This window comes from Paraburkholderia sp. J76 (genome assembly GCF_905220295.1).
Classification (GTDB): Bacteria; Pseudomonadota; Gammaproteobacteria; order Burkholderiales; family Burkholderiaceae; genus Paraburkholderia.
Window position 1 is genome coordinate 14,541 of record NZ_CAJMZJ010000020.1, and the last position, 25,046, is coordinate 39,586.

General features: G+C 64.8%; 28 protein-coding genes. 21 read left to right on the plus strand and 7 right to left on the minus strand.

Going from position 1 to position 25,046, the window contains the following annotated elements:
• Window positions 1–16: 16 nt before the first annotated feature.
• The 3 genes from cls (at window position 17) to U5768_RS29055 (ending at window position 3,750) form a co-directional block, all read left to right on the plus strand.
• Window positions 17–1,288: a cardiolipin synthase gene (gene cls, locus U5768_RS29045; protein WP_322033763.1), complete on the plus strand. Its 1,272-nt coding sequence runs from the start codon at window positions 17–19 to the stop codon at window positions 1,286–1,288.
• Between the two features lie 146 nt (window positions 1,289–1,434).
• The gene (locus U5768_RS29050) at window positions 1,435–2,421 is read left to right on the plus strand and encodes a GNAT family N-acetyltransferase (RefSeq protein WP_322033764.1); all 987 of its coding nucleotides are present in this window, start codon (window positions 1,435–1,437) and stop codon (window positions 2,419–2,421) included.
• An 87-nt stretch (window positions 2,422–2,508) separates the two neighbouring features.
• Window positions 2,509–3,750 (plus strand): cystathionine gamma-synthase family protein, encoded by a 1,242-nt coding sequence (locus U5768_RS29055; protein ID WP_322033765.1) that lies wholly within the window; start codon window positions 2,509–2,511, stop codon window positions 3,748–3,750.
• Between the two features lie 73 nt (window positions 3,751–3,823).
• Here U5768_RS29055 and U5768_RS29060 read toward each other — a convergent pair whose 3' ends face one another.
• Window positions 3,824–4,726: an NAD(P)-dependent oxidoreductase gene (locus U5768_RS29060; RefSeq protein ID WP_322033766.1), complete on the minus strand. Its 903-nt coding sequence runs from the start codon at window positions 4,724–4,726 to the stop codon at window positions 3,824–3,826.
• Window positions 4,727–4,900: 174 nt separating this feature from the next.
• Between U5768_RS29060 and U5768_RS29065 the strand changes: the two genes are divergently transcribed.
• The 7 genes from U5768_RS29065 (at window position 4,901) to U5768_RS29095 (ending at window position 11,870) form a co-directional block, all read left to right on the plus strand.
• The gene (locus U5768_RS29065; protein ID WP_322033834.1) at window positions 4,901–5,896 is read left to right on the plus strand and encodes an aldo/keto reductase; all 996 of its coding nucleotides are present in this window, start codon (window positions 4,901–4,903) and stop codon (window positions 5,894–5,896) included.
• Window positions 5,897–6,060: 164 nt separating this feature from the next.
• Window positions 6,061–6,588, plus strand: a complete 528-nt coding sequence (locus U5768_RS29070) for a DUF6496 domain-containing protein (RefSeq protein ID WP_322033767.1) — start codon at window positions 6,061–6,063, stop codon at window positions 6,586–6,588.
• Window positions 6,589–6,651: 63 nt separating this feature from the next.
• Window positions 6,652–8,106, plus strand: coding sequence for a 3-deoxy-D-arabino-heptulosonate 7-phosphate synthase (locus U5768_RS29075; RefSeq protein WP_322033768.1), 1,455 nt, complete (start codon window positions 6,652–6,654; stop codon window positions 8,104–8,106).
• 148 nt (window positions 8,107–8,254) lie between these two features.
• On the plus strand, window positions 8,255–9,325 hold the full coding sequence (locus U5768_RS29080) for an ABC transporter substrate-binding protein (protein ID WP_322033835.1): 1,071 nt from the start codon (window positions 8,255–8,257) through the stop codon (window positions 9,323–9,325).
• Window positions 9,322–10,149 (plus strand): ABC transporter ATP-binding protein, encoded by an 828-nt coding sequence (locus tag U5768_RS29085; RefSeq protein ID WP_415913991.1) that lies wholly within the window; start codon window positions 9,322–9,324, stop codon window positions 10,147–10,149. The genes U5768_RS29080 and U5768_RS29085 overlap by 4 nt, the downstream gene beginning before the upstream one ends.
• The gene (locus U5768_RS29090) at window positions 10,142–11,002 is read left to right on the plus strand and encodes an ABC transporter permease (protein ID WP_322033769.1); all 861 of its coding nucleotides are present in this window, start codon (window positions 10,142–10,144) and stop codon (window positions 11,000–11,002) included. Before U5768_RS29085 ends, U5768_RS29090 begins: the two co-directional genes overlap by 8 nt.
• Window positions 10,995–11,870: a transporter substrate-binding domain-containing protein gene (locus tag U5768_RS29095; protein ID WP_322033770.1), complete on the plus strand. Its 876-nt coding sequence runs from the start codon at window positions 10,995–10,997 to the stop codon at window positions 11,868–11,870. The genes U5768_RS29090 and U5768_RS29095 overlap by 8 nt, the downstream gene beginning before the upstream one ends.
• Window positions 11,871–11,905: 35 nt before the next feature.
• On the opposite strand, the gene U5768_RS29100 is transcribed toward U5768_RS29095, so the two are convergent.
• On the minus strand, window positions 11,906–12,418 hold the full coding sequence (locus U5768_RS29100; RefSeq protein ID WP_322033771.1) for a hypothetical protein: 513 nt from the start codon (window positions 12,416–12,418) through the stop codon (window positions 11,906–11,908).
• A 175-nt stretch (window positions 12,419–12,593) separates the two neighbouring features.
• On the opposite strand from U5768_RS29100, the gene U5768_RS29105 reads away from it, so the two are divergent.
• Window positions 12,594–12,767 (plus strand): hypothetical protein, encoded by a 174-nt coding sequence (locus tag U5768_RS29105; RefSeq protein WP_322033837.1) that lies wholly within the window; start codon window positions 12,594–12,596, stop codon window positions 12,765–12,767.
• Window positions 12,768–12,955: 188 nt separating this feature from the next.
• Window positions 12,956–13,159 (plus strand): DUF3079 domain-containing protein, encoded by a 204-nt coding sequence (locus U5768_RS29110; RefSeq protein WP_322033772.1) that lies wholly within the window; start codon window positions 12,956–12,958, stop codon window positions 13,157–13,159.
• 102 nt (window positions 13,160–13,261) lie between these two features.
• Here the strand turns inward: U5768_RS29110 and U5768_RS29115 are convergent, their stop codons facing one another.
• Both U5768_RS29115 and U5768_RS29120 read right to left on the minus strand, forming a co-directional pair.
• The gene (locus U5768_RS29115) at window positions 13,262–14,041 is read right to left on the minus strand and encodes an ABC transporter substrate-binding protein (RefSeq protein WP_322033773.1); all 780 of its coding nucleotides are present in this window, start codon (window positions 14,039–14,041) and stop codon (window positions 13,262–13,264) included.
• A 237-nt stretch (window positions 14,042–14,278) separates the two neighbouring features.
• Complete coding sequence (locus U5768_RS29120; protein WP_322033774.1) at window positions 14,279–14,521, minus strand: hypothetical protein; 243 nt, start codon at window positions 14,519–14,521, stop codon at window positions 14,279–14,281.
• Window positions 14,522–14,863: 342 nt separating this feature from the next.
• On the opposite strand from U5768_RS29120, the gene U5768_RS29125 reads away from it, so the two are divergent.
• The 8 genes from U5768_RS29125 (at window position 14,864) to U5768_RS29160 (ending at window position 20,822) form a co-directional block, all read left to right on the plus strand.
• Window positions 14,864–15,355: an LEA type 2 family protein gene (locus tag U5768_RS29125; RefSeq protein ID WP_322033775.1), complete on the plus strand. Its 492-nt coding sequence runs from the start codon at window positions 14,864–14,866 to the stop codon at window positions 15,353–15,355.
• Between the two features lie 78 nt (window positions 15,356–15,433).
• Window positions 15,434–15,655 carry a hypothetical protein gene (locus U5768_RS29130; RefSeq protein ID WP_322033776.1) on the plus strand — a complete coding sequence of 74 codons (222 nt, stop codon included), beginning with the start codon at window positions 15,434–15,436 and terminating at the stop codon, window positions 15,653–15,655.
• 72 nt (window positions 15,656–15,727) lie between these two features.
• Window positions 15,728–15,967, plus strand: a complete 240-nt coding sequence (locus U5768_RS29135) for a hypothetical protein (RefSeq protein WP_322033777.1) — start codon at window positions 15,728–15,730, stop codon at window positions 15,965–15,967.
• Window positions 15,968–16,107: 140 nt separating this feature from the next.
• Complete coding sequence (locus U5768_RS29140) at window positions 16,108–17,076, plus strand: hypothetical protein (protein WP_322033778.1); 969 nt, start codon at window positions 16,108–16,110, stop codon at window positions 17,074–17,076.
• Between the two features lie 270 nt (window positions 17,077–17,346).
• On the plus strand, window positions 17,347–17,616 hold the full coding sequence (locus tag U5768_RS29145) for a CsbD family protein (RefSeq protein ID WP_322033779.1): 270 nt from the start codon (window positions 17,347–17,349) through the stop codon (window positions 17,614–17,616).
• Between the two features lie 76 nt (window positions 17,617–17,692).
• Window positions 17,693–18,892 carry a paraquat-inducible protein A gene (locus U5768_RS29150; RefSeq protein WP_322033780.1) on the plus strand — a complete coding sequence of 400 codons (1,200 nt, stop codon included), beginning with the start codon at window positions 17,693–17,695 and terminating at the stop codon, window positions 18,890–18,892.
• Complete coding sequence (locus U5768_RS29155; protein ID WP_322033781.1) at window positions 18,889–20,187, plus strand: MlaD family protein; 1,299 nt, start codon at window positions 18,889–18,891, stop codon at window positions 20,185–20,187. The genes U5768_RS29150 and U5768_RS29155 overlap by 4 nt, the downstream gene beginning before the upstream one ends.
• A complete protein-coding gene (locus U5768_RS29160; protein ID WP_322033782.1) occupies window positions 20,184–20,822 on the plus strand; it encodes a PqiC family protein in 639 nt (212 codons plus the stop codon). The genes U5768_RS29155 and U5768_RS29160 overlap by 4 nt, the downstream gene beginning before the upstream one ends.
• Before the next feature lie 98 nt (window positions 20,823–20,920).
• Here U5768_RS29160 and U5768_RS29165 read toward each other — a convergent pair whose 3' ends face one another.
• The gene (locus U5768_RS29165) at window positions 20,921–21,766 is read right to left on the minus strand and encodes a helix-turn-helix transcriptional regulator (RefSeq protein ID WP_322033783.1); all 846 of its coding nucleotides are present in this window, start codon (window positions 21,764–21,766) and stop codon (window positions 20,921–20,923) included.
• An 80-nt stretch (window positions 21,767–21,846) separates the two neighbouring features.
• Between U5768_RS29165 and U5768_RS29170 the strand changes: the two genes are divergently transcribed.
• Window positions 21,847–22,740: an SDR family oxidoreductase gene (locus tag U5768_RS29170; RefSeq protein WP_322033784.1), complete on the plus strand. Its 894-nt coding sequence runs from the start codon at window positions 21,847–21,849 to the stop codon at window positions 22,738–22,740.
• 86 nt (window positions 22,741–22,826) lie between these two features.
• On the opposite strand, the gene U5768_RS29175 is transcribed toward U5768_RS29170, so the two are convergent.
• Window positions 22,827–24,017, minus strand: a complete 1,191-nt coding sequence (locus U5768_RS29175; RefSeq protein ID WP_322033785.1) for a phytanoyl-CoA dioxygenase family protein — start codon at window positions 24,015–24,017, stop codon at window positions 22,827–22,829.
• 32 nt (window positions 24,018–24,049) lie between these two features.
• Window positions 24,050–24,991 carry a LysR family transcriptional regulator gene (locus U5768_RS29180; RefSeq protein ID WP_322033786.1) on the minus strand — a complete coding sequence of 314 codons (942 nt, stop codon included), beginning with the start codon at window positions 24,989–24,991 and terminating at the stop codon, window positions 24,050–24,052.
• Window positions 24,992–25,046: the final 55 nt, after the last annotated feature.

Genomic DNA, 25,046 nt, shown 5'->3' on the forward strand with positions numbered 1-25,046 from the left:
CAAGCGAGGCCTACGCATGTCGACAATTGCCCTCATAGCCGTGACCGTCGTGGTGACGCTAGTCGTTATCCTGATGATCGCGAACCTCACGAGCGGCGAGAAGAAGGTCGAGCACAAGATCAAACGGCTTTACGCAAGCGACAGTCCGCAGTTCATCCGCTCGATGGGACTGCTGCTCGGGCCGCCCGTCGTCGGAGGCAACCGCTTCGAGGCGCTCGTGAACGGCGACGAAATCTTTCCGTCGATGCTGGAGGGCATACGCTCGGCGCAACACACCATCACGTTCGAAACGTTCATTTACTGGTCAGGGGCGATCGGGGAGGAAATCGCCAGCGCGCTGGCCGACAAGGCGCGAGCGGGAATCGCCGTGCATGTGCTGCTCGACTGGGTGGGCTCGTCGAAGATGGAAAAGCGCTATCAGCGGATGTTGCGCGAGGCCGGCGCCGAGCTGGTGCTGTATCACAAGCCGCACTGGACGGGACTTGGCCGCATGAACGACCGCACGCACCGCAAGCTCCTCGTGATCGACGGACGCATCGGATTTACGGGCGGCGTGGGAATCGCCGACGAATGGACCGGCCATGCACAGGACTACAAACATTGGCGCGACACTCACTTTCGCCTTGAAGGCCCGGCGGTCGGACAGATGCAGGCCGTCTTCATGGACAACTGGGTCAAGGCGACGGGCAGTGTGCTGCACGGTCCGCAATACTTCCCCGAGATAGACGCCGCGGGCGAGGGCCTCGCGCACATGTTCAGCAGTTCGCCCTCGGGCGGCAGCGACGACATGCAACTGATGTATCTCATGGCGATCACCGCTGCCTCGCACTCGATCCATTTGTCGACGGCCTACTTCGTGCCAGACAAACTCACGATCAACGCGATCGTCGAGGCCGCGAAGCGCGGCGTGAGGGTGCGCATCATCACGCCGGGCAAGCGCATCGATACGCACACGGTGCGCGAGGCGTCGCGTGCATGCTGGGGCGACCTCCTCGCGGCGGGCGTCGAGATGTACGAGTATCAGCCGACCATGTTCCACTGCAAGCTGATCGTCGTCGACGAATATCTCGTGTCGGTCGGCTCGACCAACTTCGACAGCCGATCGTTCAAGCTCAACGACGAAGCCAATCTCAACATCTACGACCGCGATTTCGCGCGTCAGCAGACGGCCATTTTCGACGCCGACGCCGCCCTCGCGAAACGCATCACGCTCGACGACTGGCGCCGCCGCTCGCTGCCCGAAAAGCTGCTCGAATACGTGGCCGCCCTGCTCGATTCGCAGCTTTGACGCGCACAGACGATGTCCGCGGCGCCTGCGCGAGCGCTACGGCGGCAATCGACAACGAGGCGCAGATCGCCGACAATCGGTGCCCAACCAATCGGTGCCTAACATCAAGCAGCCCATAAAGCAATCAAAAAAGGGGACGGGAATTCATGCTGCACGTCGAGGATCTGACCAATCCGCCAGTGGGTTTTTTGCACGAAGAGACTGAAGGGGCGGACTATTATCAAGCCTTTCAAACTGCAGGCCTGGATGATTTCAGCTTCGGTTATTTCGCCGTTTACCGCGACGGCGCGCTCGCTACCGTGGCGCCCTACTTCGTGATGGATTTCCGGCTCAACACCCTGCTTCCCAACGGCTGGCTGAAGCGCAGTTTGAGTTGGGTCCACTTCAAGCTGGCCTGCATCGGGCATCCGAGCGTGGATCTCGGCCGCATTCACGGAGAAGTCTCGCGGGAGACGCTCGCCGCCATCAGCACGGCGCTTGCGAAGAAAGGAAGCCTGCTCGCCTACAAGGGTTTCGGCGAGGATATGCCGTTGCAGGGCTTCGTGGCGGCAAAAGGCCTGCCCGTGCCCGTGCTTTCAATTGGCCCGGAGTACTACGCGGCGATGAAGAGCGACCGCAGAAACCTGCTTAAGCGCAAGCTGAAGAAAGCAGCCGCTCTGCGCTATGAAGAGTGCGCGAATCTGCCCGATCATCTCATTGCATGCGTGTATGCGCTGTATCTGAACACGTGGCAAAAAGCCGAATTGAAGTTCGAGAAGCTGACGCCCGAGTATTTCGCCAATACCCGTAGCCTGAGCCATTATTTACTGTTCTTTCTGGACGACGAGCTGATCGGGTTCACTCAGTTGCTCGGGAACGGGCGCTATCTGGTCAACCGCTATATCGGACTGGATTACACCAGGAGTCATGAATACGGCCTGTACTTCGCCATGTTCATTCGCGCGGTCGAATTCGGCATCCGCGAAGGCTTCGAGGAAATCGAACTGGGCGCGACGTCCTATGAGTTCAAACGCATTCTGGGAGCCCGCCAGATTCCCACGTGGAATCACTACCGGCACAACAATGCGCTCGTCAACTGGCTGCTCGGCAAGCTGCGCGGCGTGCTGGAACCGTCGGAATCCGAACTGCGTTAGCGCAGCCGCCCGCGCTTCCCCATGCCGGCAACACGCGTTACAGGCGATAATCTGCCTGACTGAACCGACTTGAGAAACGGAGTAAGGATGAGCAAGCAAGGCTTCACCACTGGCATCGTTCACGGCGACAGAATATCGGGCACCGAGCACGGCGGCGTGCGCCAGCCGATTCATACCTCCGTGCAATATGGTTTCGAGCGCGTCGAGGACCTGATCGGCGTGTTTCAGGGCACGAAGAAAGGCGGCTTCAACTACGCGCGGCAAGGCACCCCCACGACCGCCGCGCTGGAGCGCAAGATCACGAGCCTGGAAGGCGGCACCGGCACGGTCTGCTTCAGCACCGGCATGGCCGCGATCACGGCCACGTTCCTTACGCTGCTGCGCGCGGGCGATCATCTCGTGTCGAGCCGCTACGTGTTCGGCAACACCAACAGCCTGTTCGGCACGTTGCGCGCGCTGGGCGTGGAAGTCACGACGGTCGACGCCTGCGACGCCGCAAACGTGAAGGACGCCATCCGGCCGAACACGCGCATGGTATTCGTCGAAACCATCGCGAATCCGGGCACGCAGATTCCCGATCTGCAAGGCATTGGTGAGTTGTGCCGTGAGCGCGGCATTGTCTACGTCGTCGACAACACGATTACCTCGCCCGCCCTGTTCCAGCCGAAGGCGGTCGGCGCGAGCCTCGTCATCAACTCGTTGACGAAGACCATTGCGGGCCACGGCGCCGCGCTCGGCGGCGCGGTAACGGATACGGGCCTGTTCGACTGGAGCGCCTATCCGAACATCGCCGAGGACTATCGGCGTTCGGCCGCGAAGGATCAAGGGCTCCTGCAAATCCGCAAGAAGGGCCTGCGCGACATGGGCGCGTCCTTGTCGTCCGAGCAGGCGCATTCCATCGCACAGGGCGCGGAAACGCTCGCGCTGCGCGTGAAGCAAAGCAGCGATAACGCGCTCGCGCTCGCACAGTTTCTCGAAGGCCATGACGCCATTGGCAAGGTGTTTTACCCGGGCCTCAAGAGCCATCCGCAATACGAGGTCGCGCAAAAGCTGTTCAAGGGCGCGTCGTGGCTGCTCTCGTTCGAACTGCTCAATGCGCAACGCATGATCGACGTCGTGAACGCGCTCGAACTGCCGATCAAGGCCACGGGTCTCGGCGACACGCGCACGCTCATCATTCCCGTCGCGCCGACGATCTTTTTCGAAGCCGGCCCGGAAACACGCAAGGCAATGGGCATTTCCGACGGCATGCTGCGGCTTTCGGCGGGCATCGAGGATATCGACGACCTGATCGCGGACTTCTCGCAAGCGCTCAAGCTCGCGGCGTAACGCGAGGGGCGTCGCTTTCGTGAACGGGGCCGGCGTGAAGCTGGCCCCGTGCCGTTTACAGCGTTGACCGCGCTTACGGATTGAAGCGTTTCGCCTCGTCGCGCCAGTAGTGCTGCTGCTTCCAGCCCAGCAGCCGTTTGAGCTTCTCGTTGCTGAGCAACGTTTCGAATTCGCCGAGCGCCTTCTTGACCGGCACGCCCGGATAGTATCGATCCAGCAAGGTCTGGGTGGGCAGGTCGGACGACACGTCGTCGGCCGCAACGTTCATGATCTCGAAGCCGAGGCCGCTGGTTTCGATGGCCAGCCGGCACGCGTTCGCAAGGTCCCGCCCATCGATATAGCTCCATGCAATGCGCTTGCGCAGCGCCGGGTCCTTGAGCCACGTGGAGAACTTCGCGTAGTCCTCGGGATCGAGCACGTTGCCGATGCGAAAACAGTAGATGTCCGAGCCGGTGCGCGCCTGAAATGCCTTCGCTGTCACTTCGTTGACCACTTTGGAGGTCGCGTAGCTGTCCATCGGGTCCACGGGATAGGTCTCGTCGAGCGGAAAATACGCGGGATCGCGGTGCCGGTGGGCGAACACCACGCCGTATGTCGTCTCGCTCGACGCCACGATCACCTTGCGCACGCCCAGCTTCGCAGCGGCGTCCAGAATGTTGTAGGTCCCCATCACGTTGATGCGGTAGACCTCGTTATCGGGCGTCAGCATGATGCGGGGAATGGCCGCAAAATGAACGATCGCGTCGATCGGCTTCGGCTCGAGGTCGTCGGCGAATTCCACGGGCGCCGTGGTCGATGCGATCGCATTGAAAACCTGGCCCGCGTCCGTAATGTCCGTGATCAGCGTGCGCGCGGTGCGCTTCGGCATGGGCACGCGATCCAGATTCAGCACTTCATAGCCGTGCGCCACCAGGTTTTCGACCACCCATTTTCCGGCGAGGCCGCTGCCGCCGGTCACTATGACTCGCTTTGTCATCTGTCTGTCTCCAGTTGGTTGCTCGATGGTCGTCAGGTCAGAATCATAGTCCCGATCGCGGTGCATAGCTTGGCGCTTCCAACAGCGAAGACAACAGCCAGCTACACTAACGAACGCAGAGGAACTTCGCCAACTCAGGACCAACTCAGGACCAACTACAGGAGGGGCAAATCAATGACGCTTTCGACGAGAAAATTCGGTCGTACCGGCTGGAATGTGTCGGAAATCGGTTTCGGGGCATGGGCAATCGGCGGGTCGTGGGGCAGCGTCGCCGAGGATGACGCGAGGGCCGCGCTGAATGCCGCGCTCGATAACGGCGTGACGTTCATCGACACCGCCGATGTTTACGGCGACGGCCGCTCAGAGCGCATCATCCGTGACGTGCTGCGCGAACGCGGCGGCGAACGCCCCATCGTGGCCACCAAGCTCGGGCGCCGGCTCGACCCGCACGTGACCAGCGGCTATTTGAACAAGCGCGAACTCGAGAGCTTCGTCAACCGCAGTCTCTCGAACCTGGGCGTCGACACGCTCGACCTGGTGCAATTGCACTGCCCGCCCACGGAGGTCTATTACCGCCCCGAAGTGTTCGACGCGATGGACGAATTCGTCGCCGCCGGCAAAATCCGCTTTTATGGCGTTTCGGTCGAAAAAGTCGAGGAAGCGCTGAAGGCGATCGAATATCCCAATGTGGTCTCGGTGCAGATCATCTACAACATGTTCCGCCAACGTCCTGCCGACCTCTTTTTCCGCGAGGCGCAAAAGAAGAACGTTGCGGTCATCGCGCGCGTGCCGCTGGCGAGCGGCATGCTCACGGGCAAATTGTCTGCGGATTCCGTTTTCGCGGCAGACGACCACCGCGCGTTCAATCGTCATGGAGAGGCGTTCGATGTGGGCGAAACGTTCTCGGGCGTGCCCTACGACGTCGCCTTGAAGGCGGTCGACGAACTGCGCGGCCTCGTGCCGGTGGACGCGACGATGGCCCAGTTCGCCCTGCGTTGGATCCTCATGGAAGATGCCGTCACGGTCATCATTCCAGGCAGCAAGAACGCGGCCCAGGCGGCGTCGAATGTCGCGGCGGCGAACCTCGCGCCCCTGTCCGACGACGCGATGCAACGCGCGCGGGAAGTGTACGTTCGCCATATCGCGCCGCACGTTCATCAGCGGTGGTAAACCGCTTGGTCTGCCTGATTCCCCCTGGAATCATGACATCGGCGAAGTAGCGGCTTCGATTGCGTGAAAAATAGGGTGCGCAATGGCGCTTTGCGAGGCCGGGTCACGCCAGCGCGGAACGGCGCTTGCGCGCACGACCGGGTCACCCATCAAGGAGAGCCAAAATGCCCGAGAAGAAAACCATCGAGCGCGCGCACGCCGACAAGCGCGCTGGCAAGTCCGCAAGCACCCAGGCCGGCGAATTCGTGAAGGAAGAATTCGATCGCGTGCGCGAGGGCAAGCACGGCGTGCGCTCCGCGAAGCAGGCTGTCGCGATCGGCCTCTCGAAGGCGCGCCGCGCCGGCGTAGACCTCAAACCGCCGGCGCCCGGCAAGACAAGCGAGGCGACGCGCAAGAAGGCCGCAAAGGATGTCGCGGCTGGCCAGGGCGAGAAAAAAACCCGCGCGAGCACGGAATCGACGGCCAAACGCTCACGCACGGCGACGAACGTGCTCAAGCGCGAGAGCCAGGCCGGGGCATCGCCACAAGCCGTCTCGAAGCAGGCGAAGGACGCGGCGGCGCGACGCCCGGCGGCTAGCCGTTCGGCCGCCGCGAAGAAGGCGGCGCAGACCAAGGGCGCGGCGGGCCGCTCCGCCGCGGCGAAGAAGGCGGCGAAGACGCGCGCCGCACGCGCGCAGCAGGGGCGCCACTAGCGGAAGTGCGGGGTATGAGACCATGTGCTCATCACCCCGCATATTCACGCCGCAACGTTGCCAATGCCCATCCCAGCTCCGCTGCTTGAAACCATCCTCCGCGACGTCCCCCGTCGTTATCGCTTGCCGCAGGATATTGCCGCTTCCGCGTCGCTGCTTCGGGACGCCGCCCCCGCCACGGCGCTGGCGGTCGTGATCGAACAGACACGTCAAGCCGTGTCGCATGGCAACGCGCCGGACGCGGCGCTCAAGTCGCGCTTTATCGACGCGCTCGCGGCCATGATTACGGAAGCCATTCAGCCCGATTCCGGCGACCGTGCATTCCAGGCGATGGTGCTGCGCCACCGCAACGCCGAAGTGCGCGAGTTTGCGTCGCTCTCGGCGCAGGCCGACCAGGACCGCCGGCAAATCCATGTCGCAGTCAACGCGATCGCGCATCCGGCGAGGCAGCAGCGTACCCGCGAGGCGTGGCAGCGCGAAGCGCTCGCGCAGTTGCACGCGTGCGCGTCGGCCGCTCACCATCAGTCGCACTATGCGGGACTTCATGACACGTTACGAATCCTTCTCGCCGTGCCGGACCTTGCGGCGAAGGACGCGGCTTTCGAGCGGGCGCTCACGAATCTCCTGGAAAGTCCCGCACTCGCGCGCCTGTGCAGGCTCGAAGCTCTCACCACCGGCACACTTGTGCAGCAGTACATATCATTGCTCGATGCGTATGGTCCCCGTCCGGGGACGCCGGCAGCCGTGGCGCAAGGCCGCGCTTCCCAGCAGCGCGGCGCGGCTGTCGAGGCGCTGGCCGTCAAGGCGCTCGAAGCCCTGGCTCAACGGCTCAACGCAACGCACACGGAGCCGCAGACATACCGCGTGGTGAGTTCGATGCGCGTTCCGGCCTCGATACCGGGCATGCACGAGCGCGCAAAAACGGAATGGGACGTGGTCCTGCTGGAGCGGCCGCACGAGCAGCCGCTAGACACCGAACCGGTCTGGAACGCGCGTCTGTTCGTCGAAGCGAAAGCATCCGTTGAGTCCGCAACGACCGACCTCCCACGGCTAATGCGCGGCTTGCGCCTGCTCGCGCAGGCCGAGGAAAACGTCGTCTACACGTTCGAGACGCGGCAGGGCGCGGTGCGGTTGAACGGCGCATCGCTGCGCACGCACGGCGCCGAAGCCTCCCGCTTGATGCAAACCGTTCTTTATTGCTGCGACGCGCCCGCCGAAAGCGCCCCGCGCGTGCTCAACGCCGCGAGCCGCATGCAGCTTCTATCCGCGCAGGCGAGCATCGAATTCGCCAGCGCCCAACAGGACGGACAACACACGGATCCGGCAATGCTGGGTGCGATCTGGCAGCAACTCACGCAATCGCCGCGATGGCATGCGGTGCTCAACCAGTACGCGACGCTGCACCTCGTGCGTGAATTAATGGTGCATCCCGGCGATCTGATCGCCGCCATTCCAGGCAGCGCACACAGCACGCCCGCAGAAGCATCAGCAGATGTTTCGACACAACAGCAGAAGTAATCGAACAGGTTCGATCGTTCGATATGAACAACTAAGCAAATCATTATTCGTTGGTTTGACTGAAACCGTTGCAGATCGACAATCATCGAGCATCGTCAATTCACTTATCCTGCTCGTTGCCGAGTCTCCGCACATGATGGCACTCCCCTTGAATATCCGTCGGCGCTCCGCCGGAACCCTCCTGCTTGCCGCGTGCGCCGCAGCGGCGCTGATTCTTCAAGGCGGCTGCAAGCCGCATGACGATCAGGCGCAAGACGCATCTGCAACGACCCGGCAAGCGTCGGCGCACCAGGAGGTCACGTATTTCAAGTATCCCGACAATCCCGCGTTCGATCTGGTCTATCTCGCCGACAAACTGGGCTATTTCGACAACACGAGCACGCGGCCCAAATACGTCGGCAAGATTTCCGCGCCACAGATCATTCCGCTCGTAGGCACGGGCGATATCGATTTCGGCACGCGCATGGTGCCGCTCGTCATCTCCGCGATTGCCAGTGGCGCCGATATCAAAGTAATTTCCGCAGGCGGCGAAACGCTGCCCGACGCGCCGCATATGAAATATTTCGTGCGCAAGGACTCGGGCATTCTCGGGCCGAAGGACTTCGAAGGCAAAACCGTGGCGTTCAACAGCTTTGGCGCTTGCGCGGAGTTCGTGACCAAAAAGTACCTGGCGCAGCATGGCGTGAACGTCTCGAAGGTCAACTGGCTCGTCGTGCCCGACAATCAGTCGGAGCAGGCGCTCGTCACGAAGAACGTCGACGTCGCGATCATTCATCCGCCCTTTTCCGGGTCCGCCGAAGCCGATCCGCAATTGCGCAAGCTGTGGAGCGACTGGGACGAGGACCACGGCCTTGGCGGCATGGCGCCCTATAGCGTAAACGGTGCGTTTGCACGCGCGCACCCGCAGGCGGTGCGCGACTTCGTCACGGCCATCGCGAAGGCGGGCAACTGGGTCAACGCGCATCCCGACGAAGCGCGCAAGCTCACGGCCGAGCGGCTTGGCATCGACGTCCGGCTCGTGGAGCGCTACGCCTACGTGAAAGATCTCGTCGTCACCGAGCCGCCCATTCAGTACTACATCGACATACTCGAAGCAGCCGGCAAGATTCCGAAGGGGCAGGTCAACGTTAAGGATGTCTACACGAACGATTTCAATCCGTTTGCGAAGCACGAAGCGCAGGCCAGCGTGACGACGCCGCGCAACGGAACGCGCTCGTGAACACGGCTGCGCTACGCGAGAAGATCGTTGCGCACGATCTATCGCTCACCTATGTCAACGCGCAAACGGACACGCGCCACACCGTGCTCAAGCGTTTCGATCTCGCCGTGCGCGAAGGCGAATTCCTCTCGCTGCTGGGGCCGAGCGGCTGCGGCAAGTCGACCTTCCTGAATGTGCTCGCCGGGCTCATGCCGCCAACCTCGGGCGACATCCGCGTGGACGGCGCTCCCGTGAGCACCGTGCGCCAAAAGCTCGGCTTTGTGTTCCAGGGCTATGCGCTCTTTCCGTGGCGCACCGTGCGCCGAAACGTGGAAGCGGGGCTCGAAATTCGGGGCATGAAGGCCGCCGCGCGGCGCAGCGAAGCCGAACGCTTTTTGCGCCTCGTGGGCCTGCTGGATTTCGCCGATCACTATCCGCACCAGCTTTCCGGCGGCATGCGCCAGCGCGTGGCTATCGCTCGCGCGCTCGCGTATGGCCCGGAGATTTTGCTGATGGACGAACCGTTCGGCGCGCTCGACGCGCAGACGCGCGAATTGCTTCAGCAGGAATTGCTCGCGATCTGGGAACACAGCGCCACGACCGTCGTGTTCGTCACGCACAGCATCGACGAGGCGATTTTTCTCTCCGATCGCGTCGCCATACTCGGCCGCGGTCCTGGCCGCGTGAAGGAAATCATCGACGTCGATCTGCCGCGCCCGCGCGACGCCGCGCTGCGGCACTCGCCCGCGTTCGTCGCGCTGCGGCAGCGCGCATGGGAAAGCCTCAGCGCGGAACTCGACGCGCAGCCGCAAACCCCCGCATTATCGGGAGCCCAGCATGGCTGATTCGATGTCCGACCCGGGCGCGGTGCATGAAGCGCCCGCACTTTTGCCTCGCGGCGTGCGGCGCACACGCGTTCGTGCGTCTATCGCCCGTGTTTCCCTGGGCGTCGAGCGCTCCATCGCGCTCGTCGCGTTCCTGCTGCTGTGGGAGTTGCTGCCCAGGCTCGGCGTGGTCAACGCGGCCTATCTGAGCCCGCCTTCGCAGGTCGCGCTCGCCATTGCCCGCCTGTTCGAAAACGGCGACGCGTGGACGCATATCGGCGCGAGCGCCGTGCGCTCCCTGAGCGGCCTGCTACTCGCCGTGGCGGGCGGTATCGTGTGCGGCTTCCTGCTGGGCTGGTTCCGGCGCGTCGAGCGCATTGTCGACCCCGTCTTTCAACTGCTGCGGCAGGTGTCGGCCTTCGCGCTTTTTCCCGTGTTCATGCTGTTTCTCGGCATCGGCGAATCGTCGAAAATCGCCATTGTCGTTTGGGCCGCATTCTGGCCGGTCCTGCTCAATACGATTGCGGGCGTGAAGCAGGTCGAGCGCGTGCTGATCGACTGCGCGCGTTCGATGGGCGCCTCGCAACGCTTCATCGCGACGAAGGTCGTCTTGCCGGCGGCGCTGCCGCAGATTCTCACAGGCGTGCGGCTCGCTGGCGCCTACAGCATTACCGCGCTGGTGGCAGCGGAAATGATCGGAGCGCGCTCCGGGCTCGGCTTCTATACGCTCAATTCGCAGGAAACGTTCCAGATTCCCGACATGTATGCGGGCATCGTCCTGCTCGCTATATTTGGACTGCTGATTAATCAAAGCCTGTCGATACTGGAAAGGCAACTGCTGCGCTGGCGAGTCGGACTCGCGCAGAATGGCTAGAAGCGCTCCGACGGCCGCGTCACCCATTCCGCGACGTTGGCCCTGGCCGGTCGCGTTCATCGTTGTCTCGCTGCTCATGTGTGCGCTGAAGAGCGACTTCTTACGCAGCCTCATCGACAACGATCCGCCGTTCGTTGCGGCGGCGGCGCGCGGCGTGCTGATCGTAGCGGTGCCCCCGCGCCCCGCGCCCACGCTTTACGTCGGCAAGGTCGACCGCACGGTGCGCGCGCCCGATCCGTTCGCGGCTGCGCTCGCATCCGATCTCGCTCGCCGCTTAGGGCTGCCCGTGCAACTCCTGCTCACGGAACCGTCCGCCGCGCGCGCCGCCGTGGAGTCGGGCAATGCCGATGCCGCCATCGCGGGACTGAGTTTCTCGCCCGATGGCCGGCTTGCGTTCGCACCGGCCTCGTACACCAGCGGACGCGGGATGGCGCTCGTGCTGAGCCATGGGAACGCGCGAACGTGGCGCGACCTGCGCGGCCGCATGATTTGTGCGTCGCAAGGCAACCCGTATGCGGAGCGCGCGGCACGCGAATTCAATGCGAGCGTGCGCGGGTTCGAGCGGCCGCTGGATGCGCTGCTGGCATTCCAGGCGGGCGACTGCGCGGCCCTCGTCGACGACGAATTCGTAATCGAGGCGCTGCTCAAACAGGCCGACTGGTCCTACTATCGCGCGCTACCCGGAACGATCGCTCCACAGGCCGCATTCATCGCAACGCGCGCGGGAGATGCAGCGAGCGCAGCGTTTGTCGGCAACACGGTGAATCAATGGCGGCGTAGCCGTTGGCTTGCGACCGTGCGCAGGGATCAGGCCATCAGCCTCGCGTTCGATATGTTCAATGCCGAAAACGACTTGTATTGCCACTAGCCGCCGCGCGTCGGTTGCATGAAACGCAAGCCGGTCTAGAAGCCGCGCCTGAGGTTCCGGTCGCGCATCGGATCGGGCGTCCTTTGCGTGAGCCGCAGGATGCCCTGATCGTCGAAATAAAAGTGGAACATCATGTAATCGATGTTGTTCTCGATGTAGCGGTAGGACCAGACTTCCCGCTGCATGCGCGAAAAGTATGCGGTTTCCGCGGGCCTTCCGAAATTGATCAGGACGTCGTTGCGCGTCCACTCGTTGACCCTCGCGCGATTGAATTCGCTCAACTGCAAAACCTGACGCACGCTCACGATCCTGCCGCTCGCATCGAGGTCGGCAACGGTGTTCGTCGACCCCATCGGTTGGGTCGGCCACATGAGCCGCTTGCCGCCGTCCGGCAGGTTATAGGTTTCGCGCGGCGGCCCGAGACGCGCAATCAACGCGGACGGGTCCGAGCCGGGCTCGTAGCTCTGCCACGGCTGGGCGCAAGCGGCCACGAGCGCCATCATTGCGACGAGCCACACGCGCTTCACGATATTGAACAGAGCACCCATTCACATTTCCCCAAGCAGCAAACCTGGCGAGCCGCACGGGCAGATCATGCCGGCAAGCGCGCAGGCGGGCAATCGGACCATGGTCCTATCGGCAACGCAACCACGGCGGCGCCTTGGTTCCGTTGCAAACATGGCGCCGCGCATCATTTCCATGGCCCACTAATCAGGTCTGCAAATTGTCGCCGAGGGCGTGGAGTCGGGCGCTCAGGCGACGTGGCTGCGCAATATAGGCGTCCAGTACGGCCAAGGCTGGTGTTACGCGAGGCGATGTCCGCCGCCGATCTCGCGAAATGGCCGGGCAAGCGCCGCGCGAGGAGAACAGGTTGCCGGCGATATAAGCGCGGTGTGAAGCGCCCGGCCGTCCAGCCGCGGCAAGCTGCCGCGCCATGTCGGCCTGCAAACCCAGCGGCCGCGCGCGGCGCCGTTTTCGCGGGAGAAGCGTCTCCTGGGCGCGACACTCTGACATACGCCACCGTGCCGCGGAAGGACGACAATCTCGTTATTACGTTTTGTCCGGGATCGCACAGGGGCGACATCATGGCAAAGAAGTTTCCCATTCACCCACAGCACCCCGAGCGGCTGTGCTGGGGCTGCGACCATTACTGCCCGGCCCACGACATGCGATGCGGCAACGGCCAGAGCCGCACGCAGCATCCCGCCGAACTGCTCGGCGACGACTGGCTCGAACACGGCGACTGGGGCATCGAAGTCGATGCTTCCGGCAAAAGCCTCGCGCTCTGACCGGCGCGCCCCGCATGAAAGCAACGCGAAAAGCCGCACAAGTCACTCGCGGCGTGAAAGCGACACGTCCGCTTTCACGCCTTAAGCATTGCTAATCAAACATTACTTTCCGTACACGTCGAAGTCGAAGTACTTCTTCTCGATCTTCTTGTACGTGCCGTCCTTGATGATGCTGGCGATCGCGCCGTCGATCTTCGTCTTAAGCGCCGTGTCTTCCTTGCGCAGGCCGATGCCCGCGCCGTTGCCGAGCGTGGCCGGGTCATCCAGATCGCCGCCCGCGAAGCTGTAGCCCTGGCCGCGCGGCGTCTTCAGAAAGCCCACTTCGGCCTGCACGGCGTCTTGCAGCGCCGCGTCCACGCGGCCGGCCAGCAGGTCCTGATAAACCTGGTCCTGGTTCTGGTAGGGCACGACCTCTACGCCCGCCGTCGCCCAATGCGCCTTTGCATAGGTCTCCTGAATCGTGCCCTGCTCCACGCCCACCCGTTTGCCCTTGAGCGATTGCGCGGTGGGCATGATGCCCGAGCCCGTCTTGACGACGAGGCGCGTCGGCGTATTGAACAGTTTGTCCGAGAACGCGATCTGCTCTCTGCGCGCGGGAGTCATCGACATCGACGAGAGCACGCCGTCGAACTTGCGCGCCTTGAGCGCCGGAATCATGCCGTCGAAGTCGTTTTCGATCCAGACGCATTTCGCATTCAGGCGATGGCAAATCTCGTTGCCGAGATCGATGTCGAAGCCGACCAGTTTTCCGTCTGCCGCTTTCGATTCGAACGGCGGATAGCTCGCATCGACGCCGAAGCGAATGGTGTCCGCCGCAAAGGCTCCGGCGCTGGCCGTGGCGGAGATCAAGGCAATGGATATGGCTGCAAACAACTTTTTCATGGGATCTCCCTCGGTTCTCGATAGACAGGGTAGTCAAGACATGGATGCCGCAAGCGTGATCGACGCTGCGGAAGCACCTGCGCGGGGCAAGGTAGCAGTCCAGAATACCCTCGTCGAGTCGTCAAAAACACGAGGAAACACCTGGTTGCCCGGGAGAACCCTGAGGACGCCTCGACAAGCGGGGACAGCCCGCCCTCATGGCAGGGAAGACCCTGAACGAATGAAAAATAGATGGCTTCAGCGGCGCGGTAGTGAACGACTGCCCGCCTCTCTGCGCACTTCGCGAAGCCTCCAGACACGGCGGCGCGAGCGGGCCGCGCGCGTGCCCGCACAGTCGCGCGAACGGGACAACGCGTTTTCCCGTTCGATGGCCGCTTCGTCAAATGCGCTGCACGGGAGGTCGTTCATGGCCGGGAAGTCGGGGGTTCGCCCGTCCGCAACCAACACACGGGCGAGTTCGGAAAGAATGCGCTTGAACATGGGCAGTGATCCGGCAGGACTACCGTTGCGGACGCCATTGCCCGGAAATGATTGAGCCGCCCGGTACGACGCGCCGGGTCGCAGGAAGCCGGCGTCGATGCCGGTTCCGTCAGCGCGCATTCTCCCTGGAATTAATTTACGGAGCAAGCGTTGATTCATCGCGGCAGCGCGCTTCGCCTTCTTCGGCGTCCGATGTCAGGATGACGCAATGGCGCCCCGCCGCCCTTGCGACATGCCGCGTATCTCAGGTTTCGCAAGGTTCCATGCCAGCCCGCGAAACCGACGACGAATCGACGCTACACTAAGCGCCTTCTGGCGGACTCCACGAACGAGGTGTTTCCCATGCCCGCACCTGACACCAGGCGCCAACTCCGACTCTTCTTCGCGTTGCTTTGCCTCGTTTTCTGGCTGGGCGGCTGCGCGGGCTGGATGGGCCAGGAGCCGCTGCGCGTCAACGTCGCGGGGCTCGAACCGCTGCCGGGCGAAGGCATGGAGATGCGCTTCAATGTGAAGCTACGCATTCAGAATCCCAATGACGCGCCGGTTGAATTTAGCGGCGTGTCGCTGCAACTGGATCTGAACGGTCAGTCGTTCGCCAGCGGCGTGAGCGCTCAAGGCGGCGTCGTGCCACGCTTCGGCGAAGCGTTGATCGTCGTGCCGCTAACGGTGCCGGCGTTCGCCGCCGTGCGTCAGGCGTTCGCCTTGGCGGGCAGCGCGCAGACCGGAAACCTTCCCTACGAAATACGCGGTCGCCTGGCCGGCGGCCTGGGCGGCACGCGCTTCGTCGACCATGGCAAGCTGTCCCTGCCCACCGAGGGTCTGCTCGGCCCGTAACCGTTGCGCGGCCGCCGTGGAGCCGCCGGCAGCCTCGGCGAACTACTTGAAGTCCTCGGTTGCGAGGTCGATCTCGACATGCCGGGAGTCGACGGCTGCCAGTTCGCGCGGCGGGTCCGCGCGCGGACCGATCTGCGCGGCTTGTATCTGGTCGCGCTCACCGGCCGGCCTCAGGACAGCGACACGCTGGGCAGCGCCCAGCCAGGCTTCGACCGGCATCTCGCGAAACCGGTCCGGCTCGCCCACCTCACCGCCGTGCTCGCGTCGGCACGCGCGCAAAAGCCGCTCGTCAGCCGCTGACGAGTCGCCGCTTCAGACAGCGGCATCCCGCTTGCGCGGGTACACGCACGCACCGCGTTACCTGGAGGCACCGTGAAAACGCTCCCGCATCTCACCTATGCCGCGCTGCTCTGCGCGTCGGCGGCCTGCCCGGTCGCGATGGCGCAAGGCACCGGTCCGTCGCCCTACGGCTCGGAACTCGGGCAGCACACCACAGCGCCCGGCTCCAAGGGCGATCAGCAGCACAAAGCACGCTCGCATGGCGGCGCTGCCCACCCGAAAGAAGCCTCCGCCCCGCGCGCCAATCCCGCCGAAGACACCGGCGCCAAATAGCCGTCTGCCAGCCTTCTGCCGGCCTCGACGCGAAGGTCGCAGCTTTTTCTTCGACGCGGCACGATTCGTGCGCTGCGGCTCTCGACCTGCCTGCCGGCTCGCCACGCCGTGCGGGCCCTACGACCGAAAGGGGGAGCGCCATGGAAGATACCGATCGACTCGCGGCTGACTACGCAAATGCACGCACTGCGGAGCAGCCCTATGAACGCATACGCGCCGCCGTTTCCTGGAGCGCCATCCTGGCCGGCGCGACGGGCATGGCCGCCTTCGCGCTCATTCTGCTTACGCTCGGCACGGGCCTCGGCCTGTCGTCGATCTCGCCGTGGCCCGGGAGCGGCGCGCATGCCAAAACCTTCGGCGTGGCGGCGGTTATCTGGATCTGCGTGACGCAGGTAATGTCCGCCGGCCTCGGCGGCTATCTCGCGGGGCGGCTGCGCCGCCACTGGCCCGGCATCGGCACCGACGAAACCCACTTTCGCGACACGGCGCACGGCTTTCTTGCCTGGGCGCTCGCCACGGTCGTCACCGCCGCGTTCCTCACATCGGCCGTTTCCGGGCTGACGCGCGCGGGCGTGAGCGCGGGCGCACAAAGCGCCGAACGCATGGCCGCCGGCGCAGGCACCCTCAACCGCGGCAACGCCTTCGTCGCCTACAACACCTGGCCCATGGGTTATCTGATCGACGGGATGCTGCGCCCGCCCGCGGGCGCCGCCGCGAACGCCGGCGCTTCGGCGGGGTCGGCCGCTTCGGACGCCTCGGGCGCGGACCAGGTCTTCGCGAGCGCGCAACAGAGGCAGGAAATCGTGCGCATCTTCCTCAATAGCCAACCTGCCAGCGGCACGCTTTCGCCCGAGGACACCGACTACGTGGCGAGCATCGTCGCGCAAAGAACGGGGCTCGCGCCCGCCGATGCCCGCGCGCGCGTGACGACTACCTGGTCGCGCCTGCAGGAGAAGGCGCAAGCCGAAGAAAGCGCCGCGCGCGCCGCGGTGGAAACGGCCCGCAAGGCGACCGTCCAGGTAACGCTGTGGCTTTTCGTCTCCCTGCTGATGGGCGCCTTCGCCGCGAGTCTCATGGCGACGATCGGCGGCCGGATGCGCGAGTTTTAACGCAAATTTTATCGACAATGGCAATCACGCCAGTTTCCGAACCTTAAGGAGGCAGACATGCGCTCGATTCTTCTTTATCTGCTCGGCGTTCCGATTCCGATCATCATCCTCATCGCGCTCTTTTGGCACTGACGCGGCGATGCTTGCTGCGCCCGGCTCGCCGCTGAGACGTGGGGCACCGATTCTGCGAAACCCGTCGCGCGAATGTCCGCGACTGTTGTGAGTCGCGCGACATTCCAGGCTTTTATCGAAACGCAAAGGAGCACGATCATGGACACGAGAGACGCACAAGCCGTCGCGAACAAGGTCGCCGGTCAAGCGCAGGATCTGGCCGGCAGCCTGCTGGGCGACCCCGCCATGGGGCTGGCCGGCAAGGCCAGGATGCTATATGGCAAATCGCAGCAGGCGTTGAACAATGCCGCTGACGTCACGCGCGACAACGTCGCCGACAAGCCCATGACGGCGCTCGGCCTCGCCGCCGCGGTCGGCTTCGCGCTCGGCGCCGTATGGGCCTTGAACCGCAACAAGGACGAAGACTAGGGACCAGGCCGCGTACGGCGCGTCAACGCCCGCGCGCCGTGCCATTGCATCGCGAGGCGAGTCAGGAGCCCCGCCCATGACGATTGGCTGTCCCGAGTGCGGCGCCCTGGAGGACATCCCTCCGCTCGGCCCGCGCATGCTCGCGCGCTGCAGAATCTGCCACTACCCGCTCGAGCGGCGCAGCGGCCGCAGCATCACGGCTTCGCTCGCCTGTTCGTTGACGACCTTCGTCCTGCTGTTCCCCGCCAATCTCGCGCCGCTGATGACGGTGCACATACTCGGCACCGAACGCTCATCCCTTCTCGCCTCGGGCATCGTGTCGATATGGCGTGACGGCTGGCTCGCGCTCGCGCTGTTGCTCGGCGCATTCGGCATCGTGCTGCCTTTCGTACGCTTCGGTTTGCTAACTATCGTGCTCGGCGCGGTGCGCTTCGGCGTGCGCTTCCGGCAGATCGGCATGCTCTTTCGCTGGACCGTCGCCCTCGACATCTGGTCCATGCCCGATGTGTATCTCGTCGGCTGCTTCGTCGGCTATGCGCGCGTCACGCAGAATCTTACCGGCACGATCGGCGCGGGCGGCTACTGTTTCATCGTCGCCGCGCTCATGTCGATGCTCACGCGCGCGACGCTCGACCGCCGCACCGTCTGGCGCGCCATCGCCCCAGACCAGCAAGCGCCCGTGGGACACGGCGCGCTGTCGTGCCCCGCGTGCGACTTCATCGCACCGATTGCGCACGAGGGCCGGCCATGTCCGCGCTGCGGCCTGAAACTGCGCGCGCGCAAGCCCGACGCCATCGTACGCGCGGCAGCGCTCACCGCGGCCGCGCTCGTGCTCACGGTGCCGGCCAACTTCTATCCGATGACCGTTTCGCTGCAGCTCGGCCATTACGAATCGGACCGCATCATCGACGGCGTTTACCAGCTCTTTCATGTCGGACTCTGGCCATTCGGTATCCTTATCATTGGCACGAGCATCGTCATTCCGCTTGCCAAACTCGGCGGCATGATGTGGTTCATCGCCTCCGTCCTGCGCCATTCGCGCCGCCACTTGCGCGCCAAGGCCCATCTTTATCGCTGGATCGACGAACTGGGCCGCTGGTCCAATGTCGACGTGTTCACGATCGTGGCCTTCGTACCGCTGATCCACTTCGAGGGCGTGGCGGTGGCGCGGCCCGCCATCGGCGCGACGGCGTTCGCGCTCGTCGTCTTCTTCACGATGATGGCTTCACGCTCCTTCGACCCGCGCATGATGTGGGACGCGCGGAGAAAGCCATGAGCGGCGCGCCTCGCCACCGCACGCAAGCCGAGGTAAGGCGCTCCACGTGGCCCGGCTGGATCTGGGCCGTGCCGATCGCGGCCATCGGCGCGACGGGATGGCTCGGACTGCGCGCGCTCGTTCATGACGGCGAGACTGTCGTGGTGACGTTCGACAATGCCTACGGCATGAAGCCCGACGACACGATCGTCACGCTGCGCGGCGTGAAGGTGGGCTCCGTTTCGGACGTGTCGCTCGCGCCCGATGGCCGGCATGTGGACGTGAAGCTCAAGATCGATCGCGCGGAAAACGCCTATCTACGTACGGGCACGCGTTTTTTCCTGAACGGCGCGAAGGTCGATTTGAGCGATCCCTCCTCGCTGAAAGCCATGCTTGCCGGGCCTGAAATCATCATGGAGCCGGGCCCGGGCAAACACGCCGACCATTTCGACGGCAGCGACCGCCGCCCGCCGCTCGCGCCCGGACACGGGCCGATGGTGAGCTACGCGGTGCATTTCGACGGCGCGGCAGGCAACCTCGCGACCGGCGCGCAAGTGGACCTGCGCGGCTTTCGCGTGGGAACCGTTACGAGCGTGCGCCTGAGCTACGACGCGCGCACGGGTACGCTGAGCACGCCCGTGCAACTCGTGCTCGACCCGGCGCAACTGGGCATTGTCGGCGCGCCGCCGCCCGCGGACGGCAACTGGCGGCCGCTCGTGGACAGCATGCTCGATCACCTCGTCGCCGACGGGCTGCGCGCGCGTCTTTCGCAGGACCCGCCGCTCGTCGGGCCGAGCAAGGTCAATCTCGACTTCGTTGCGGGCGCACCGAATGCGAGGCTCGCCGCCGAAAACGGACTCCCCGTGATCCCCAGCGCTGCCCCCGCCGACTTCGACACCATGACCGCCCGCGCCAACGACGTGATCAGAAAAATCGACGAGCTGCCCATCAAGCAGACGGGCGACGAAGTGCGCAGCATCGTCGCGCACGTAAACGCCATCAGCGCTTCGCCGCAGATCCGCGACAGCCTCATGCACATCGACCGCTCGGTTGCGCAGATCGACCATACGCTCGCGCAGGTGTCGCCGCAGATCGGTCCGCTCGTCGCGCAACTGCGCGAGACGGCAAGCGAAGCCGATCGCACCGTCGCGGCGGCCAGTCGCACGCTGGGCGCCGACGCTTCGAGCCAGAACGATCTGCCCGCGGCGCTGCGCGAACTGACCGATACCGCGCGCTCGATTCGCGCGCTGGCCGATTATCTCGACCGCCATCCCGAAGCGCTGTTGCGCGGCAAGGCGCAGGAGGAAAGCCAATGATCCGCCGTCACGTCATACGCCGCGAGTACATGGCGGCGGGCGCCGCGCGCGGGCTTCGCGCGTTCGTGCTGGCCTCCATTGCAATCGGTACCGGCATCGGGATCGCCGGATGTGGCCATGGCTCGCCCACCCGCTTCGTTACGCTGGACGCCACGCCCGCGCAGGCGCCCCTTTCCACGGCTGCCATGGCGCCGGTGCAACTGAGCGCCGTGCACATTCCCGCCGTGCTCGACCGGCCCGAAGTGGTGACGCAAATCGCGCCCAACCGGCTCGCTATCGACGATAACGACCGCTGGGGCGCGCCGCTCGCGCAGATGATGCGCAGCACGCTCGCGCAAAACCTGCTGCCGCGCCTGCCGCCCGGCGCATTCATTTTCCCGGATGCGCCCGCGCCAGCCGGCACGCGCACGCTCGTGGTGACGGTGCTGGATTGCAACGCGAACGCGAATGGAACGCTCACGGTGCAAGCGGCGTGGACGCTCCTGTCGGGCCAACCCGCGCGAACCACGCTCACCCAGCAGGCCGCGCTCAGCACGCAGATCGAGGGGCACGATGCGGCGGCTCAGGCCGCCGCGCTCAGCCGCATACTCGGCGAACTGGCCGACCGCATCGCGGCATCGATCGACGTGCGCTGAGACAGGAAGCCCGCACCGCAAACGGGCGTGTCGAGGCGCTATCCAGCCGTCTGGAGTCCTGATGAAACGCTTTCGCACGCAGGATGCCCGCAACGGCATCACGACTGTTCGATCAAAGCCTTGATACGCTCGGCCTGCCCCGCATCGACCGGGTTGTAGACGATCATGTGCAGGTCCGGCCGGCCATCGACGGAAAACGCCGACTGCTCCAGCGCGATCAGCCCGAGCGTGGGATGGTGCAGGCGCTTGACGTTGGCGGCCTCCGCGTGCGTATGCACTTCGTTGTCGCGCCACAGGGCGTCGAACTCGGGGCTCACGCTGCACAGTTCATCGACGAGTTCGCCAACGGCCGATACGAGGCCCGCGCGGGCCACATCAGCCCGGAACGCGCCCACCACGAAGCGGGCCACGCTGTCCCAGTCGTGCTGCTTGGCGCGCACGTCGGGGTTGCAGAACAGGAAGCGCAGGATATTGCGCTGGCCCGGCGGCAGCTTGCCGTAGTCCGTCAGCACGACGGCGGCCGCGCGGTTCCACGCGACAACCTCCCAGGTGGCGGTTTTGACGATGGCCGGGCTGTAGCGCAGAGAGTCGAGCAGACGTTGCAGCCGCGGATTGACGCCTTCCACGGGCTTGTAGCGCACTTCGGGCGGCCGCCCGAGCCCCAGCATGAAGAGGTGCTCGCGCTCGGGGTCGGTGAGCATCAGCGCGCCGCAAATGCGTTCGAGCACCTCCGGCGAAGGCGCGCCGCCGCGCCCCTGCTCGAGCCACGTGTACCACGTCGGGCTGATATGGGCCCGCTGCGCCACCTCTTCGCGGCGCAGTCCCGGCGTGCGCCGCCGGCCGCTGAAGCCGAAACTCGCCGGGTCTAGCCGCGTGCGGCAACGTCTGAGGAACTCGCCGAGCGAACCCGCGGAATGGATCGGAATGGAGAGCCTGTTAGTCATCTTAATATGATGAACTCACTACTTTAACGGTATAGGAAATTTGGAGATAGTACGCCCGTCATGACCCAGGAGAAGCGACCATGCGAATTTTTCTGACCGGCGCGACCGGCTTCATCGGCTCGGCGCTCGTGCCGGAACTCATCGAAGCCGGTCACGAGGTGATCGGCATGACCCGCTCCGACGCGGGCGCGCAAGCGCTCGCCCGGGCGGGCGCCCGCGTGCATCGCGGCACGCTGGAGGAACCGCAAACGTTGCGCAGGGGCGCGGAACAGGCGGACGCCGTGATCCATACGGCCTTCGACCACGACTTCTCGCGCTTCGTCGAAAACTGCGAAAAGGACCGGCGCGCCATTGCGGCGCTCGGCGCGGCGCTCGCCGGCTCCGATCGACCGTTGCTCATCACCTCGGGCACCGGCATCGGCAGCGGCGCGCACGGCGAACCGGCGAGCGAGGACGTCTTCAATACGAGCCATCCCAACCCGCGCATCGCTTCCGAACTGGCCGGGCAGGCGCTGCTGGAACAAGGGCTCAATGTGGGCGCGGTGCGGCTGCCGCAGGTTCACAACCCGTTCCGGCAGGGGCTCATTACACCGCTCGTCGCCATCGCGCGCGAAAAAGGCGTGTGCGCTTACGTGGGCAGCGGTGAGAACCGCTGGCCAGCCTGCCACCTGTCCGACGTCGTGCGCGTGTACCGGCTCGCCGTGGAAAAAGGCCAGCCCGGCGCACGCTACAACGCGGTCGCCGAAGAAGGCGTGACGAGCCGTGAGATTGCCGAGGCGCTCGCCCGGGGGCTCGGCCTGCCCGCCGTTTCCATCGCGCCGGAAGACGCAGCCGCGCATTTCGGGTGGATGGGCATGTTCGTCGCCATGGACATGCCCGCTTCGAGTGCGCTCACCCGGGCGCGGCTCGGCTGGCATCCGACGGGCCCGACGCTTATCGCCGATCTGAACGAAGCGCGTTTCGCCGAAGGGTGAGCACTGGAATCGAGGCAGATGGATCCGATTGCAGTCCTGATTATCTGCGCCTCATCGTCGCGTCGCCGGCAAGGCCATTGCACCGCCTATGCCGGGTCGCGTCGCGCGTCATGCGCTCGCAGCGCCTCGGCGAACCGGGCCGGCTCCCAGTCCTCATGCAGCGCGCGCTGCATGAGCGCCTGCTGGCTCTCTGGAGCCAGTCCGCCCACGGGCGGGTCGCGGTCGAGATTCGTGGGAAACGGATAGCCCTCGGCGCACGACGCGATGACCGCGAGTTCGGCTGCATCGTCAGGACGGCCGTTTAGACGCCGCTCGCGCAGCATGGGATAAACCGCTTCGCACATGCTCGTGCGGTCGAGCGCTTCCATGGCGCGCCCCATCGCCGATGAAACCTGCAGCAGGTTCGCCATGCGCTGCACGTCGGCGGTACGATTTGCGCCCGCCGCATGAAACAGCGCGGGATTGAAGAACAGCGCGTCGCCCTTGGCGAGCGGCAACTGCACGCAATGCGCTTCGAAATACTCGCGGAAATCGGCGCGCCGCCACGCGAGGTAGCCTTCGGCATAGCGCTGCGAATACGGCAGGAGTTTCGTCGGCCCGCTCTCGACCGGCATGTCGCTATGCGCCACCGCACCCTGAAGCGTGAGGAAAGGCGACACGCGATGCACATGCGCCGGATACCGCTGCGCCTCCTCGATCGTCTGGAATCCCAGGTGATAGTCGCGATGCGCCTCCTGCGCCGCGCCGCCCGGCCGCACCACGTTGACCTGCGAGGTCATCTGATAGCACGGGCCTAGCCACGCCTCGCACACTGCCATGAGCGGAAGATTCGCGAAGTAATCGACGAATACCGCCGGCGCGTTGAGGCAAAGTTTCTGCTGCGCATTCCAGATGCGGTCGTTCGCGCCCGCCTTGGCAAAGTGGTCCGCCCCGCTCGATCCGTGCGCCCGCTCGGCGCGAATGATGGACTCGAACGCAGCGGTCGCTTCGTCCACCGGTTGCGTGCTGGCATAAGCGCGTTCGAGCACCAGCACGCCCGCGCCGTCGCGCAGCACGTACGCCCACTCGGCCTGCAACTGCGCGCGCTGCGTCGCGTCGTGAAGCGCGCCTTCAAGGGCCTGGCAGTCGTAAGCCGGAATGCGCCGCCGGATATCGCTGGCGAAGTGCAACGGCTTGCCGTCGTCTTGCAGCCGGGTCACGAATGCATCGAGCGAACACTCGCGTTCGACGTACCATTGCCGCCCTAAATCCGCCACATGGGTTTCGAGCTGATTCATGCGTCTGCCTCCGTTTTGAATCAAGGATAGCGTCAGTCCAGCGGAAAGCCATCCTTGAACGTTTGCCGCAGGAATTCCGTGAAGTGCTTGACCGCACGCGGCACTTGCGCCCCATATGGCCGCACGACGTGCAGTTGCGAAGCGAACGCGCCCACCGGACGCCAGGCGGGCAACAGCACCACGAGCTTGCCGGCTCGCAGCGCGGCCTGCGCGCTGAAATCGGGCAGCAGCGCGATACCGAGATGTTCGAGCGCGGCGTCGCGCAGCGCTTCGCTATTGTTCGCCGAGAACGGGCCGTTCACCGTCACCGTCTCGCGTGCGCCCTCCGTGCGACGGCCAGCCTTTTCGAACGACCACACGCCCGCGCCCAGCGCGCGCGGATAGAACAGACAGTCGTGCTGCGCCAGATCGGCGGGCGTTTGCGGCGTGCCCCGCTGCTTGAGGTAAGCGCGCGTGGCGACGATCACCGAGCGCGTGTCGCACAGTTTCCAGGCCACGTGAGTTTCCGGCACCTGCGCGCTATGGCGAATCGCGAGATCGAACCCTTCGGTCGCGATCGACGAAAGCCGATCGGAAAGCTCTAGTTGCACGCGGACTTCGGGATGCGCGCGCGAAAACCGCGCAAGCCGCGGCACCAGTTGCTGGCGCGCGAAGGCCACGGGCGCCGTGACGCGCACCGTGCCGCGCGCGACTTCGGCCATTTCGCGCACGCTGGCGAAGCTTGCGGCGATGCTGTCGAACTGCGCGCGCGTGTCTTCCACGAGCCGCAACCCCGCTTCCGTGAAGCGCACGCTGCGCGTGGTGCGCTGCACAAGCGGGACACCCGCTACACGCTCCAGTTCGGCAATGCGCTGGCTCACGGCCGCCTTGCTCACGCCCAGGCGCGCCGCCGCCGCTGTATAGCTGCCCTGGGTGGCGAGCACGTTGAGCCAGTGCAAATGCGTCCAGAGCGCCTCGACTCGCTGCGTATCCATCGATGAAAAATCCGTGTCAAAGCTCGCAATCTTCGCGTCGATACTAGCATGCCGC

What these genes read in the sequence shown, in the direction of transcription:
- U5768_RS29065 (WP_322033834.1), top strand. Translation starts at nt 4,901, where the DNA reads ATGACGCTTTCGACGAGAAAATTCGGTCGTACCGGCTGGAATGTGTCG.
- U5768_RS29120 (WP_322033774.1), bottom strand. Translation starts at nt 14,521, where the DNA reads ATGTTCAAGCGCATTCTTTCCGAACTCGCCCGTGTGTTGGTTGCGGAC.
- U5768_RS29155 (WP_322033781.1), top strand. Translation starts at nt 18,889, where the DNA reads ATGAGCGGCGCGCCTCGCCACCGCACGCAAGCCGAGGTAAGGCGCTCC.
- U5768_RS29055 (WP_322033765.1), top strand. Translation starts at nt 2,509, where the DNA reads ATGAGCAAGCAAGGCTTCACCACTGGCATCGTTCACGGCGACAGAATA.
- U5768_RS29050 (WP_322033764.1), top strand. Translation starts at nt 1,435, where the DNA reads ATGCTGCACGTCGAGGATCTGACCAATCCGCCAGTGGGTTTTTTGCAC.
- U5768_RS29090 (WP_322033769.1), top strand. Translation starts at nt 10,142, where the DNA reads ATGGCTGATTCGATGTCCGACCCGGGCGCGGTGCATGAAGCGCCCGCA.
- U5768_RS29170 (WP_322033784.1), top strand. Translation starts at nt 21,847, where the DNA reads ATGCGAATTTTTCTGACCGGCGCGACCGGCTTCATCGGCTCGGCGCTC.
- U5768_RS29115 (WP_322033773.1), bottom strand. Translation starts at nt 14,041, where the DNA reads ATGAAAAAGTTGTTTGCAGCCATATCCATTGCCTTGATCTCCGCCACG.
- U5768_RS29130 (WP_322033776.1), top strand. Translation starts at nt 15,434, where the DNA reads ATGCCGGGAGTCGACGGCTGCCAGTTCGCGCGGCGGGTCCGCGCGCGG.
- U5768_RS29095 (WP_322033770.1), top strand. Translation starts at nt 10,995, where the DNA reads ATGGCTAGAAGCGCTCCGACGGCCGCGTCACCCATTCCGCGACGTTGG.
- U5768_RS29110 (WP_322033772.1), top strand. Translation starts at nt 12,956, where the DNA reads ATGGCAAAGAAGTTTCCCATTCACCCACAGCACCCCGAGCGGCTGTGC.
- U5768_RS29060 (WP_322033766.1), bottom strand. Translation starts at nt 4,726, where the DNA reads ATGACAAAGCGAGTCATAGTGACCGGCGGCAGCGGCCTCGCCGGAAAA.
- U5768_RS29160 (WP_322033782.1), top strand. Translation starts at nt 20,184, where the DNA reads ATGATCCGCCGTCACGTCATACGCCGCGAGTACATGGCGGCGGGCGCC.
- U5768_RS29150 (WP_322033780.1), top strand. Translation starts at nt 17,693, where the DNA reads ATGACGATTGGCTGTCCCGAGTGCGGCGCCCTGGAGGACATCCCTCCG.
- U5768_RS29100 (WP_322033771.1), bottom strand. Translation starts at nt 12,418, where the DNA reads ATGGGTGCTCTGTTCAATATCGTGAAGCGCGTGTGGCTCGTCGCAATG.
- U5768_RS29165 (WP_322033783.1), bottom strand. Translation starts at nt 21,766, where the DNA reads ATGACTAACAGGCTCTCCATTCCGATCCATTCCGCGGGTTCGCTCGGC.
- U5768_RS29125 (WP_322033775.1), top strand. Translation starts at nt 14,864, where the DNA reads ATGCCCGCACCTGACACCAGGCGCCAACTCCGACTCTTCTTCGCGTTG.
- U5768_RS29175 (WP_322033785.1), bottom strand. Translation starts at nt 24,017, where the DNA reads ATGAATCAGCTCGAAACCCATGTGGCGGATTTAGGGCGGCAATGGTAC.
- U5768_RS29145 (WP_322033779.1), top strand. Translation starts at nt 17,347, where the DNA reads ATGGACACGAGAGACGCACAAGCCGTCGCGAACAAGGTCGCCGGTCAA.
- cls (WP_322033763.1), top strand. Translation starts at nt 17, where the DNA reads ATGTCGACAATTGCCCTCATAGCCGTGACCGTCGTGGTGACGCTAGTC.
- U5768_RS29070 (WP_322033767.1), top strand. Translation starts at nt 6,061, where the DNA reads ATGCCCGAGAAGAAAACCATCGAGCGCGCGCACGCCGACAAGCGCGCT.
- U5768_RS29140 (WP_322033778.1), top strand. Translation starts at nt 16,108, where the DNA reads ATGGAAGATACCGATCGACTCGCGGCTGACTACGCAAATGCACGCACT.
- U5768_RS29180 (WP_322033786.1), bottom strand. Translation starts at nt 24,991, where the DNA reads ATGGATACGCAGCGAGTCGAGGCGCTCTGGACGCATTTGCACTGGCTC.
- U5768_RS29075 (WP_322033768.1), top strand. Translation starts at nt 6,652, where the DNA reads ATGCCCATCCCAGCTCCGCTGCTTGAAACCATCCTCCGCGACGTCCCC.